The following is an 11,844-nucleotide window of genomic DNA, read 5'->3' on the forward strand; positions in this document are numbered from 1 at the left end:
GGACAGGGTGGACACGTGGACAGGGGGTCTGGGTCAAAATTTGAATCCGTATGAGGGTGACCTAATAACCCCAGGTAGTTATATATATGTATGTAAATTCATCTTCTAAAAGGATTCCACCATTCACCCACACCCATTTTTGGTGTCCACCCTGTCCACCTGTCCACCCCTGCCTTGGTCGGGTGGACGCTCATTGTGGGTTGGTGGTGTACCCGTCGGTGTCGTTGCCGGTGATCCACCCGTAGCTAGCGGCGAGCTTGATGGCGGGTTCGTAGGCGTCGCGGTCGCGTGAGTTAAGGGCCTTGCGGAGGTCGCCGCGCTTGATGGGTTTGCCTTCGGCGGTTGCTTGGCTGATCTTGTCGCGGAGGGTTTCGGCGACTCGTTCGGTGCGGTCGTTGTTGCGGACTTTCTCGGCGGCGATCTCTTCGTGGCCTCGGGAGGTGCCTCGGGCGGTGGCGGCGCGTTGGCGTTTGGCTCGGAGGGCGGATTCGATCTTGGTGCGTTGTTCGTCGGATTTGGCCATGACGATGGCGGAGAGGTTCCAGTCTTCTTGGTTCATGTGTCGGCGACCGTCGAGGATGGCCAGCGCAATGGCGACCTTTTCGCGGGCTTGTGCGCGGTGGCCGTCGAGGCCGACACCGCCGAGGATGGCGTCGAGGATTTCTTCTTTGATGTTGGCGGGTACGGGGAACTCGTTGGGCCAGGGTGAGGTCCAGGGGCCTCCGAGGTGGTTGAAGACGCTGCGGTCGAATCGGGGCGGAATCGGCGGCGGGCTGGTCTTGAGGCCGAGGGTTTCGATGCGGCGTTTGTCGCGGGCCTCGGCGAAGATGAAGCGGTGCGGTGTGCCCCCTGCGCGGGCGTCGTCGGTGAAGAGGATGCCGCCGCGTTCGGGCTGGATTCCGACAAGCATCGTGAGGCGATAGGCGTTGCCGGGGACGATGACGCGTTTGTCGTTGGCGGCGACTCCGAATCCGAGTTGTTCGCCGGACCATCCTTTCTTGAGGACTTCGTCGAGGGTTGCGCCGCCGCGTTCGGCGAGCTTTTCGAGGGTGCCGACTTCGCTGGCGTCGAGGTTGACTGCGCGGCGTGCCCATTCGTAGGTGTCGGAGCCGTTGACGTAGGAGTCGATGATGAGGCCGTCCTTCTTGATCTGGGCGGCTCGGGTGGGCGTGATCGGGCGCATGAACTGTTTGACGAGTCCTTCGCCGGTGCCGATGGGTACGTCTTGGTCGCGGTTATGGCCCATGAAGTCGGCTCCGACGCCGGTGGCTTGGCCCTTGCCGCCGCCGGGTTCGGCGACGATGGCGCCGAAGAAGTTGAGACTGCCGGGGCTGCCGACGCGTCCGATGCGTGGGAGGGCGACGGTGTGGGGGACGTCGTGGAGGGCGAAAACCATGCAGCACAGTAGGACTCCCCACGGGGAGGCATAGCCGTTATCGGCGTAGTCGCGGATGTTGCGGAGCGATTGGCGGCGGTCCCAGAACTGCGCGTCCTCGTCGGCGTAGATCGCTTTTGCGGCGGCGGTGTGCGTTGTGGGGTCGGTGAAGGGCGTGGCGGGGTCCTCGGGGTCTTCCGGGTCGGCTGCGGTGGTGTCCGCGTCGGCGTTGTCAGGGGCGTCCATCGCGTCAGCCTCGTCCGTGGTGGTGTTGCTGTCGTCGGCGGTGTCCTGGGGGCCTTCGTCGGTCTCGGGTTGATCCTCGGCGTCCTGGGGGCCGTCGACGGGTGCGGGTTCGTCGGGCTCGTAGTCCGGGACTTCGAGGGGCGCCGGGTCCGGCGTGATGCCGAGGACGTTGTTGGGGAGGACGCTTTTGCCCTCGGCCATCCAGGGGGGCATGTCGACGGTGGAGTCGGTGTTCTCGTCGTCGAAGTCGTCGTTGTAGGCGGGCTCGGCGGTCATTGCGCGCTCGATTCTGTTGCGGTGGACCAGCGGGGCGGGACGAGGCTGGCGGGGCTGGGGCGGAGGTCTCCGCTGTCGATGTCGGCTGCGAGCTTGTCGACGGCGTTGGCGAACTGTCGGTTGAAGTCGCCGAGGGCGGTGGGAGTCGGCTTCGCGTCTAGGAACGCTTCGGCGAGCTTGGTGAGGGCCTTTTGTCCGCCGGGGTGTCCGGGCCACTCTTGGCTGCCGGTGGCGGCGCGGAGGAGGGCGTGCGTGCCCTGGAGGGCTGTGAGGTGACGGCTACCGGCGCCGAGGTCGGTGATGTAGCGGTTGGCGAGTTCGCTGATGTACTCGTCGGGCTCGGAGGTCCAATGCGCGATGTTCTCGGCACACCATGCGTCGGCTGTGTCGGCGCGCTCGGCGTAGGTGGCGCCGCCTCCGCTGGGTTCGCCTGGTGGGCGGAGGTTGGTGCGGCGTCGGGTGTTCGGTGGCTTGATGAGGTATGCGGCCCATGGGTCGGGTAGTTCGGCGAGGGTGTCGACGTTGGGGATGTCGAGGGGGTCGATGACGGTGCCGTCGGTGGCGTGCCAGGTGTAGGTGAGTCCGTCGGCGGTGGTGGGTGCGACGGCGGCGTAGCGGTAGGAGAACGCGATGGTCTCGACGTGCGGGGGGATGTCGCGGAGTTGCAGGAAGTGGTGTCCACGGCGGCTGTAGTACCGCAACGTCCGCTCTCGGAGTCGGTAGAAGCGGATGCCGGTGCGGTGGTGGGGTGCGTCGCTTTGGGGTTCGCGGCGGGTTGACCAGAGGGTTGGGGGCAGTGGCCCTAGCTCGGTTTCGAGTCGGGTGATGGTGGTGCCGCCGCGCTTGTGGACCAATCCGCCGGCTGTTTGAACGTCGTAGGTGTCGATGTCGATGCCAATGATGTTGGCGGGCAGTCGGATTCCTAGTTGGTGGGTGTCGTCCATGGCTGCGATGTGTGCGGCCATGGTGGCGGGTTCGGGGAGGGCGACGGCGCCGGTGGTGCCGGTCTCGGGGATGCGGGCGCCGTCGTGGGCGTAGACCTTGATCGGTATGACGCCAAGGGCCGTGGCGTAGTGGAGGGCTGTGGCCTGCGTGATGTTCGCCGGGGTTACCAGTGCCGCGACCTCCGCTCGCCAGTCAGCGTCGGTGCGGGTGCGGGGATGCGTTAGTGCGTGCGGTTCGATCTTCACTCTGTGTCCTGCCTCTGCCGTTGCGGTGGTGCCTGCTAGCGGTTCGGCGGGTAGAATCGACCGTGCGAGGTGGTGATTCGGTCCCAGACCGTTCCGCTATTTGAAGGCCCGTCGGATGTCTCTCCGGCGGGCTTTCGCTTTGTCTGGGAGGTCTGGGAGGCCTGGGGGTGGTGGGAGTGAGCGGCGGAGCTGCTCGGGCTAGACGGGCACGCGTCCGTTGAAGACGTGCTCTAGTGCCGCCGGGGCGCTATCGGCGTGTACTAGGGCCTCGTCGCGTGCGAAGAGCTTTGCGAACCAGAGGTTGTCCTGTGGGCATGTGCAGTAGCGCGCGGCGCAGTTGGTTCCGATGACGATTCGCTTGTCGAGCGCGGCGGCGTAGCCGATCTCGCTGAGCGTTCCGTATGCGCTGAGTGCGTCGTCGTGGCCAAGCCAGGCGAAGAACAGGTCACAGTCTCGGATGGCCTGGATGCATCGGCCCTTGATGATTCGACGCATGGCTGTGGGGCTATCTGGTGCGATGCAACAGGAGTCGGTGCCGTTGCCGTGCATGCTGCTGCCGTGGGCGCAACCGTGGTCGTCAGAGGTCATGTAGGGGCCGACGTAGGCGTAGTGATCGTTGATCGGGAGCGTTGGCCATGTCGGGAGGTCATAGTGCCGGTCGCTCTCGTAGTAGGTCGCGCCATGTAGACCTGGGACAACGTCGTGTCGCCAGTCGTTCTTGTCAATTTTTCCTGCGAGGTAGATCCGCGTGCGTGTCGTCATGCTGCGACCTCGGTTTCGGTCTCGTCGATCACGGTCGCACCGGCGAGGAGGGCGAAGAACCGTCCGCGCTCGGTCTCGGTCATCGCCAGGTCGGACAGGCCTTTGTCGAGGGCGTTGAGGGCGCGCAGCACCTTCACCTGCCGTCGGAGTTCGTCAGCGTCGGGCCGACCGTGAGCATTCGCGTAGTGGCTGTGGGCAAGCCGTAGCTCGCGTTCGATTGGCGTGGTGGGGGCTCGCATGGGCATTTCTGATCGTTCCTTGTCTTGTTCGGGCTTTCCTTGGACAGTACGCCCGGTCTCATCGGGTTTCAATCACCAGAGTCGTTGTGCGCGTTGGCAATTAATCAAACTCAGGACACTATGCACTCAGTCGATGATCGCGTGCGGATCGGGCGGTAGGCCTTGGTCGCGGCGTTCGGCTTCGGTGCCGATGAGGCCGACCACGATGTCGGCGGCGATGGCGGCGACGGGCACAAGGCGTCGTGCGATGAGGTCGTCTCCGAGGTCGGTGGGGGCGCCTCGGAGGACGGTGAGAATGGTCATCGCGGCGAGAAGCATGTCGCGGCGGTCGAAGTCGCGGGGTGCGTTCTTGCATGCGGCGCGCAGGGCGGCGATGACGCGGAGCTGGTTGCGCGTCGGGGCGTCCTGGAACTCTTGACGTAGGCGCTGGAGAAGCGCGACGAGTACCGGGCGGAGCCGCGTCGGGTCGTCGACGTAGTCGTTGGGGCGGGCGAGTTCGTAGTGGTCTTCGCCGTCGTCGCGGTATGACGAGGTGGTGTCGTCGGCCCACCACACAAGCTGCGACGCGATGGAGTAGTCGACGTCCTGGGGCGGTTTGCTCTTGTCGGTCATCGGGTGATCTCCCCAATGGTCGAGGCCAGCGCAACGGCGGCGCGGGCGGGGTCGGTGGCGGCGAGCGCTTCGTCGAGGCGGGCGCGCAGGTCGGCGAGTACCTCGGGCGCGCCGGTGATGCGGACGACGCTTCGGGCGGATTCCTGACGGCGGCGGTAGGTCGCCGAGTCGACTCGGGCGAGATCGACGAGGTCAGTTGCTACAAGGGCTGATACAATCGGGTGGTCGTTGCGCATGACGGCTCCTGCGGTCCGCGCTTCCCTAGGGGGCGCGGGCCGTTTCATTAGGCGGGCTTCTTCGATGACGTCTTCGGGTACCAATGTGACCGAAACCGTTGTCCCGCAACCACACCGTGAAACGAATTCGTCGGTTGGGATTGCGCCCAACGGCGGCATGCGGCCAGGACTGGACAGCGGGCGCAGGTGGCTTCGGCGTTGGCCAGGCGCTGTCGCCGCTGCCATGTGGTCTCGCCTGGAAGGATGTCAAGGTCGAATCGGTCGGCGTGGCCGATGCAGCTCCCGTTGGCGGACACGGCACGCGGCGGAGGGGTCCGGGCGCGGCGGTTGTAATCCGGCACTCCCCGGCGCCTCAGGCCTCGGTGACGAGGGTCGAGGTGTACGTCTCGGTCAAGTAGTCGCGCAAATCCCCCAGCCGGTATACGAGCTTGTGGCGCAGCACGAAGCTCGGCGGGCCAGACTTGCGGTTGCGCATGGTGCGCAGGGAGCCGACGGAGAAGCCGGTGAGCGCGGAGGCGACGTCGACGGAGACCATCCGCGAATCCGGGGTGTTGTCGTCGACCTCGTCGGGGTCGGTGATGACGGGCCGCGCGATGATCGTCGGTGTTGGGCGTTTGTCGTTGTGTCCCATGCTTTTACAACTTCCTAGTTGGTTGGTGTTGCTCTGTTGTGGGGACATGTTTACGCCTGACTGTGCGAGTTTGTCCAGCACCAAAACCACCTCTGACCAGGCACTATGTCCGGGGCTTGTGCAACTAGCCGTTGTGCTCCTGGGGATTTGGCCTTTAGTTGGCTATTTGCAGCGTCGGTGGAGGGTTCGAGATTTGTTTGAGACCGCAGTAACACCAGCGGTCAATGTGAGGTATTCTGTGGACAACCAAGCAACTCCGGTGCAGACGATGGGGATCCCGATGGCTACGAAGACGACGGCGGCGAAGACCAAGCGCAACGTGAGAAGCGGTGTGCTGGACCGCTGGCACTCGCGGACAGCACTGCCAGAGGGTGAGCGTTGTGGTGGGGCTTGTGCGTCGAAGTTCTCCCCTACTGCGCGGCACGGTAAGGGGCTTCGCTGGCAGGCACGTTTCGTTGCGCGGGATGGTCGTGAGGTGGGTAAGGGGTTCGCGACCAAGGGTGACGCTCAGCGGTGGTTAGACGATCAAATGGCTGACGTGACTCGGCATGAGTACGTGCGCGCGGATCGCAGTGCGATGACGGTGGCCGAGTTCGCCGAGGACGTGTGGTTGCCGTACTTGGCGACGAAGGCGGCGTCGACGGCGTCGAGTTACCGCAATCGCTACAACGCGCACATTCTGCCGCGCTGGGGTGATGTGGCCTTGGTGGATCTCGACTTCGAGGGCATCGCGGCGTGGGTCGGTTCGTTGTCGAGCGGTCGTGCGGCGACGGTTACCGGGGACAAGGGGTTGAGTCGGTCGTCGGTCTCGGAGTGCTTGGTGGTGCTGTCGGGTATCTGCAACGCTGCGGTCAAGGCGGGCCGTCTGCGCCGCAACCCTTGTCGAGATGTCGAGCTGCCGAAGGCGAACCGCGAAGCGATGGAGCGCCGGGTATATCTGACGTCGTCTCAGGTGTTCGAGTTGGCGGCGGCGATGGTCGGTGAGGATGGCGACACGGAGAATGAAACCCTGCTCCTCCTACTCGCCGAGGTGGGCTTGCGTTTCGGCGAGGCGGCGGGTTTGCAGATCGGGGAAATTGATTTCGGCGGTCGGACGGCGTGGATCCGGTTGAACGCGGTGGAGACCTCAGAGGGTGTGAAGCTCGGCTCCCCCAAGTCTGGCAAGCCGCGCCAAGTCAGCCTCTCGGCGTTCATCACAGACCGGCTGCGGGCGGTGTGCGGGGGCCGGAGTCCGCAGTCCTTCGTGTTCCAACAGGGTGGTCGTAAAGCAAAGGGCGAATCGAAGCCACTACGACGAAAGAACTGGGCGACGCGACGCTTTGCGCCTGCGGTGATTGCGGCGGGATTCGTTGATGCCGAGGGTGATCCGCTCATCACTCCGCATGATTTGCGGCATACGGCGGCAGCGGAAATGGTGCGACGAGGGATGCACGTTCACCAGGTCCAACGGCAGTTGGGACACAGCCGCGCGAGCATCACCCTCGACATCTACTCGGACTTGTTCGCGGAGGATCTAAGCCTGATCGGTGAGTCGTGGGATCGCGAGTACGTGAAGCTCATGGGCGAGCGCGCGGGTGGGCAAGTTCTCGTGGTCACTAAGGGCTCGGCGGTTGACACAAAGGTAGATACAATCGGCGCATGACGGCTGAGAGTTTCCTAGCGCTGGCCGGGTCTTCGGACCCGGTCAGCGTTCTGCGTTGTGCGGGGGCCGCTGTGGCGGGCGGTTGGCGTCATGGGTGAGCTGACACGCGGCGACGCCGCGATGCTGGCCCGGATGCGCGCGGCGCAGAACCGGGGCACACCATCCGGTCATCGGCTACCTCTGCCCGATGGCGTCTCGTTCGCCGATGGGAGCGTCCACAAGGCGTTGCGGGCGCGGGGCTATACAGGGTCGTTCCGGGTGGCCAGCGACGACGAGGGCGGGCGGTATGCGGTTCTCGTGGACTTCGACAAGCCGGACGCCTGGCGATGGGATGCGGCGACATGAGCGGGCCAGCGCCGACGTCGGCGGGCGTCGGCCCGCGTGACCGCGTCTTCGCCCTCGTCCATGCGTCGGACGAATCCCTTGTGATCGGCATGGTGAAGGTTGAGCCTGGCCCGGTCATCTACAGGCGTCGCGGCGGTGTCTGGACGCTGGATCGGGCGTTGCGTGCGCAGTTGGGCGCCCGGTCGCGGTCGCGGCGGCGTCCGGTGCTCCGTGAACTCACCGTGCGGTCGATGATCGCTCAGGAGGTCGCGCGCTGGGACGCCGAGGAAGTTCGGCGACAAGCTGCGGCTTCGGGTTTATGCGACGAGCCGGTCGAGCGTGCGCGTCCTTCTGTGCCGTCGAGGGCGGCTGTCCTCGGTGCGCGGCGGATCGCTCGCGCCACTCGGCGTGATGTTGTCGCGGCGCGTGAGGCTGAACTCATCGAGGAGATTTTGGCGGAACGGCGGAGGTCGAGGGAACTGACGCCGATCATGGCCAGCGCCTCGAAGATGACCGGCGAGATGCAGCGCGCGGCCATACTTGAAGAGATGCGTCGGTCGCGGGCGTCTATGGACCGGATGAGCGCGGTTCACGCGGAGTTGCGGGCGGGTGTTCGTTGATGAAGGTGCGTCAGGACTGGGATCACATGCGGCGCTGGCTCATTGAGAGCCTCGAAACGATGGACGACGGCGACATTCTCGACATCGGTGACGGTGAGGCTGTCGAGGATGACGAGCTTGTTGACTGCGCGGATGTCATGCGGGTTGAGGGTGGTTGGATTCTGCGGTTGTCGAGGGTGGCTCTCGTCGATGAGGTTGTCGTCGAGGACCTGGAGCCGGATACCTGGTCCGTAAATGACTTGGCCTCGGATGGCGTGCTCTTGAGTGCCGACGTCGGTCTCGTCGGTGATGCGGTGGTCTGTTGGTTCCGGGATCGGCTTGGTGTCGTGGGTCCGGGGGCTCTGGGGTTCTGCTACTCCGAGGCTGTCTAGCGCGGCTGTGGATTGATCTATCCACAGGCACGCGACTTGTGCATCGTTCTGTGGGTGTGGCCGGACATACTCAATTGCATGACAGAAGAAACCGACGAGGTCGTCCATCCCAGTAATCCCGCCACCGCTCTCTACCGGATCGCAAAGACCGTCTATCTGAAGAACAACGGTGCTTCGTTTTACGCGTCGATGGTGAGTGCCTTCGGGGATGTGCCCTTTGGTTCGACGGAGTTTCTCAGGTGTCACGCCCAGACTCTCAACTTGCTCGATCACGTGAGGCTGATTGTGCAGAGCGATCCGAACCTTAGCGAGCACTTCGATGTCTACCTACCGTCGTGGCACGGGGCGTTCGCGCCGAGTCAGGACTGGTCGTGTGCCGGGAAAGAGATTGCGGGTCCGAATGAGATCCGACCTCTCGGACATCTGGGGACCACCCTTGAGGCCATGCGCGTCGGAGGCGGTCGGTGGGACGCGACGACCCAGAGGGGTTTCGCTGGAATCTTGGAGCATTGGAATGCGGTGCTCACCGACGCGGGCTTACCGGAGCCGGTCGTGCGCGATCTACGGCGGAAGATCGAAGAGCTGCAATGGCTGATGGAGTCCGTTGGCTTGTTCGGGGTTGCTCCGGTCAAGGATGCGGCGGGGAAGCTGGTGACGGCGGGGTCTACGGAGGCGATGAAGCCGACGACCGGGCCTAGTGCGAAGGCGAAGTTGGTCTACGCGGTGGGGATCACCCTGACTTGCTTGGCCACCGCTGATGATGTCGTGAGTGGGTTCGCTGGGGTGCTGGACAGCGCTAACACGGTGGTGACAGAGGTGCGCGAACTTGGCGCGAACCTGTCGAAGTTCTCTTTACCTCCGGTGGCCGAGGATGTCGCACCTGAGCAGTTGCCATCCGACGATGTCATCGACGGCGTGATCGTCGACGAGGAACCGGACGAGGCTGCGTCGTGGTGAGAAGGGTGAAAGTTACTCCACGCGTGTGGTTTTGGTGAGGTCGAATTCGACGGAGACAAACCGGCTGAGTTCGATCTGCTTGCGATTCACGTCGATCTGCACGGAGGCGGTGCTCTCGATGGGCGACAAGAGGATCTTGAGCGACTCGCGGTCGGTGACGGCGAGACCGTTGAGCGGGTAGGCCGGTGAGGTGACCCAGGGGATTCCGCTGCTGTTGAGCGCGAGCGCTAGACGGAGGGCCATGGCGGTGCCTACGTGCAGGACCGGGGCAATCCACGGATGGCGCGCGTAGGCGGCGTTGATGAGGGCGGCGACGGTGTCGACGGGGTCGGCTTGTGCGGCGATGGTCTGGACGTCGGTGTGTGCGATGAACGGGTCATCCGCGTCTTCGACGTCGCTGCCGTGCCAGAGGAGTTTCGCGGCCTGGTACGGGGTCGAGCGGGCCATCGCGGTCGTGACGGCGGCTTCGTACTCGGCGGGCTCGCACCGGGTCGGCACGACCGCATACGCGAGTGCGGCAATGGGGCGCGCTTCGTCGCCGAGGGGCTCGGGCTCTTCGATGACCGGAAGCGGGTACGCGGGTGAGCAGACGTCGACGAGGGCGGTCGAGATGTTGCGGTCGGGGCGGTCGATGACGCGCGGGCCTCGGGTCCATGGGCCGCTGCCCTCTTCGATGGTTAGTGCGTCGAGGATGTCGGCCATGGTGGCTCCTAAGTTGCTAGTTGTCAGGCTGTCGCCTGGTGGAGGGTTTGGCCCGCCGCCTGACCGAGGGTGAGTGAGTTACTTCGGTTAGCTGTCCGCCCCGGAGAGGTGGGGTTTGGCACGCACTCGGTTCTATTGGCCAGGCGACGGGGCTTGGAAGGGACGACCGCAGGGGACGTCGAGGGCGAAGGTCGATAGGTACCGCCCAAGCTGCCGGGACGCGGGCTGCGTGGTCGCGTCTGGCGCTGGCCCCCTTACAGGTTCGTCGGTCCCGTTGACGTGGCCCGCGAACCGGAGGAACGGTCGTCCCAAGTTCTCAGTTGGCCATTGCGGGGGCCTCCTTGTGTGCCGAGACCGCTTCGGCGGCAGTGCGGATGGTCGGCCCGGATCCGGCGATGATGCCTTGGCACAACCACAGGACGGTGCGGGCGCCGACGGAGGCGGCGTCGGCGAGCTTGGTCGGGTCCTGGAAGTAGAGCGAGGCCGATGTCGCGGTGGTTTGCTCGGGGTCGAGGTCGGGCAGGATTCCGCGTCGGCGCAACTCGTCGGTGACGTTGGTCAAATGTTCGAACTCGGCGACGAGTTGAATCGCGCGGAGTCGCCGGTACTCCAGCGAGTGGCGGCTCGGCATGCTGGTCCAGCGTCGGATGTCGTCGGCCATGATCGAGTGTTCCTGCCGGAATTCCTCTGCGGCCATGATCCCCTGCCACTTCCCCGCGACGACGTGGTCGGCGATTGTGTGGGGCTCCTCGGTTAGCTCGGTGACGATGGCCAGCGCCCACGGTCGGAGGAGGTCGACGACGAGAGCGTCGCCAAGGCGGTGCAGGTGATTATGGGCCTCGCGGGCGCGGCGGAACTTGTTTTGGTTGCGCATTTTGGTCAGTTGCCGCGCGGTCTGTGGCGTCGCTCCGGAGATGACGCGGGCGGCGGCTTCGCTGCGCTGTTGGGGGGTGGCGTCTTCGCGCGCAAGGGCGTCGAGGGCGTCGTCGGCGGCGCCGTCGAGGTGGCGGGCAACGTCGGCGATCTCGCTGTCGGTCTGTGCCTCTTCGAGGATGACGTCGGCGAGGGCTTCGCGGGTCGCGGCGACGGCTTTGGTGGGCTGGATGCCGTGTTCGGCGGCTTCGGCGAGGAGTTTGTCGAGGCCGTCGAGCACCTGTTGCGCGCTGTCGAGCGGTCGCGCCGGGTGGTAGCGGACTCCGGGGTTGCGCTTGGTCATCTGTGAGGGCTCCTGTGGTCGGTGGCTAGTCGCTGCGGATGAGTAGCCGCGTGATGTTCGCGGCGGTGCGCGGGTCTCCGCTGGTGGCGGCGAGCATCGCCTCTGCGCGGATGCTGGCTGAGATGGCTCGCTGGCCGGTGGCGGGTCGCGCGGGGGTCGTGGTGAGCCGGTAGCGCAGATACTTCGCGAGGGCGCCGTTGGGGTGGCGCTGGTCGGGCGTTGAGACGTCGGCGAGGGCCTGGAGGGTTTGGGTGCGCCAGGCGGCGAATCGTGGGTCGTCCGGGGTGGCGCCGGTGCGCCACGCGATCTTGGCGCGGTTGGCGGCGGTGCGGAGGATGACGGTCCATTGCAGGAGGGCGGGGTCGCTCATGGCCTGCTGGATTTGTTCGCTCCAGCCGTCGCGGGTGAGGGCTTGGTCCAGGAGCCCCACGAGGGGGTGTTCGGG

General features: G+C 65.3%; 16 protein-coding genes. 5 read left to right on the forward strand and 11 right to left on the reverse strand.

From position 1 onward, the window contains the following. Positions 1-190: 190 nt before the first annotated feature. From JW364_RS23410 to JW364_RS23445, 8 genes are all read right to left on the reverse strand, one after another. Positions 191-1,897: a hypothetical protein gene (locus JW364_RS23410; RefSeq protein ID WP_137811078.1), complete on the reverse strand. Its 1,707-nt coding sequence runs from the start codon at positions 1,895-1,897 to the stop codon at positions 191-193. Then, positions 1,894-3,087: a hypothetical protein gene (locus tag JW364_RS24470; RefSeq protein ID WP_068971548.1), complete on the reverse strand. Its 1,194-nt coding sequence runs from the start codon at positions 3,085-3,087 to the stop codon at positions 1,894-1,896. The genes JW364_RS23410 and JW364_RS24470 overlap by 4 nt, the downstream gene beginning before the upstream one ends. A gap of 198 nt (positions 3,088-3,285) precedes the next feature. Next, the gene (locus JW364_RS23420) at positions 3,286-3,849 is read right to left on the reverse strand and encodes a hypothetical protein (protein WP_137811021.1); all 564 of its coding nucleotides are present in this window, start codon (positions 3,847-3,849) and stop codon (positions 3,286-3,288) included. After that, on the reverse strand, positions 3,846-4,094 hold the full coding sequence (locus tag JW364_RS23425; RefSeq protein ID WP_137811022.1) for a hypothetical protein: 249 nt from the start codon (positions 4,092-4,094) through the stop codon (positions 3,846-3,848). Before JW364_RS23425 ends, JW364_RS23420 begins: the two co-directional genes overlap by 4 nt. Positions 4,095-4,214: 120 nt before the next feature. Continuing rightward, positions 4,215-4,700 (reverse strand): hypothetical protein, encoded by a 486-nt coding sequence (locus tag JW364_RS23430; protein ID WP_068971546.1) that lies wholly within the window; start codon positions 4,698-4,700, stop codon positions 4,215-4,217. Next, entirely contained in the window at positions 4,697-4,936 is a 240-nt protein-coding gene (locus JW364_RS23435) for a hypothetical protein (protein WP_068971545.1), read from the reverse strand. The genes JW364_RS23430 and JW364_RS23435 overlap by 4 nt, the downstream gene beginning before the upstream one ends. A 47-nt stretch (positions 4,937-4,983) precedes the next feature. Further along, a complete protein-coding gene (locus tag JW364_RS24700; RefSeq protein ID WP_189340118.1) occupies positions 4,984-5,277 on the reverse strand; it encodes a WhiB family transcriptional regulator in 294 nt (97 codons plus the stop codon). Between the two features lie 11 nt (positions 5,278-5,288). After that, complete coding sequence (locus JW364_RS23445) at positions 5,289-5,567, reverse strand: hypothetical protein (protein ID WP_068971544.1); 279 nt, start codon at positions 5,565-5,567, stop codon at positions 5,289-5,291. A gap of 238 nt (positions 5,568-5,805) precedes the next feature. Between JW364_RS23445 and JW364_RS24610 the strand changes: the two genes are divergently transcribed. The 5 genes from JW364_RS24610 (at position 5,806) to JW364_RS23470 (ending at position 9,481) form a co-directional block, all read left to right on the forward strand. Continuing rightward, the gene (locus tag JW364_RS24610; RefSeq protein WP_171011716.1) at positions 5,806-7,209 is read left to right on the forward strand and encodes a site-specific integrase; all 1,404 of its coding nucleotides are present in this window, start codon (positions 5,806-5,808) and stop codon (positions 7,207-7,209) included. Positions 7,210-7,299: 90 nt separating this feature from the next. Beyond that, positions 7,300-7,554 (forward strand): hypothetical protein, encoded by a 255-nt coding sequence (locus JW364_RS23455; RefSeq protein WP_068971542.1) that lies wholly within the window; start codon positions 7,300-7,302, stop codon positions 7,552-7,554. 80 nt (positions 7,555-7,634) lie between these two features. Continuing rightward, on the forward strand, positions 7,635-8,153 hold the full coding sequence (locus JW364_RS23460) for a hypothetical protein (protein WP_137811023.1): 519 nt from the start codon (positions 7,635-7,637) through the stop codon (positions 8,151-8,153). Then, the gene (locus JW364_RS23465; protein ID WP_068971540.1) at positions 8,153-8,524 is read left to right on the forward strand and encodes a hypothetical protein; all 372 of its coding nucleotides are present in this window, start codon (positions 8,153-8,155) and stop codon (positions 8,522-8,524) included. Before JW364_RS23460 ends, JW364_RS23465 begins: the two co-directional genes overlap by 1 nt. Positions 8,525-8,602: 78 nt before the next feature. After that, on the forward strand, positions 8,603-9,481 hold the full coding sequence (locus tag JW364_RS23470; protein ID WP_068971539.1) for a hypothetical protein: 879 nt from the start codon (positions 8,603-8,605) through the stop codon (positions 9,479-9,481). 12 nt (positions 9,482-9,493) lie between these two features. Here JW364_RS23470 and JW364_RS23475 read toward each other — a convergent pair whose 3' ends face one another. The 3 genes from JW364_RS23475 to JW364_RS23485 all read right to left on the reverse strand — a co-directional run. Continuing rightward, the gene (locus JW364_RS23475) at positions 9,494-10,183 is read right to left on the reverse strand and encodes a hypothetical protein (RefSeq protein ID WP_068971538.1); all 690 of its coding nucleotides are present in this window, start codon (positions 10,181-10,183) and stop codon (positions 9,494-9,496) included. Between the two features lie 316 nt (positions 10,184-10,499). Then, a complete protein-coding gene (locus tag JW364_RS23480; RefSeq protein ID WP_068971537.1) occupies positions 10,500-11,399 on the reverse strand; it encodes a hypothetical protein in 900 nt (299 codons plus the stop codon). A gap of 25 nt (positions 11,400-11,424) precedes the next feature. Continuing rightward, positions 11,425-11,844 (reverse strand): hypothetical protein (locus JW364_RS23485; protein ID WP_205334539.1); only part of this gene is annotated, 420 nt, incomplete at its 5' end.

The organism is Gordonia sp. BP-119 (assembly GCF_016924115.1).
Lineage (GTDB): Bacteria > Actinomycetota > Actinomycetes > Mycobacteriales > Mycobacteriaceae > Gordonia > Gordonia hongkongensis.